This window comes from Pseudomonas agronomica, assembly GCF_025917275.1.
GTDB classification, from domain to species: domain Bacteria; phylum Pseudomonadota; class Gammaproteobacteria; order Pseudomonadales; family Pseudomonadaceae; genus Aquipseudomonas; species Aquipseudomonas agronomica.
Genome location: NZ_JAOSHO010001121.1, coordinates 1 through 278 on the forward strand (window position 1 = coordinate 1; position 278 = coordinate 278).

A 278-nucleotide genomic window follows, 5' to 3' on the forward strand; every position below is an offset into this window, starting at 1 on the left:
TGTCCAGTTCGCTGTAGCTCAGGCGGACATCATTGAACGTCACCGCCAAGGCGTCCGGGGTGTTTTCCGCTTGGCGGGCGATCATCTGATGAACGCACAGGTCTTGCTCGAACGGCGCATCCACCGGATTCCAGTCATGGGTCAGGTGTTGATGCTCATCGAACCCCAGCATCGACAATTCACCCAACGGGCGCTCGCCCTGAGCGGTCATCTGCCCCAACAACTGAGCCAGATGCGCCGCCAGCCGTTCCACCGTGGCCGGAGCAAAGCTCGCCAGT

At 61.2% G+C, this 278-nt stretch carries 1 pseudogene; it reads right to left on the minus strand.

From position 1 onward, the window contains the following. Positions 1-278: pseudogene (locus OC610_RS29195) on the minus strand (peptide synthetase); the annotation flags it as partial.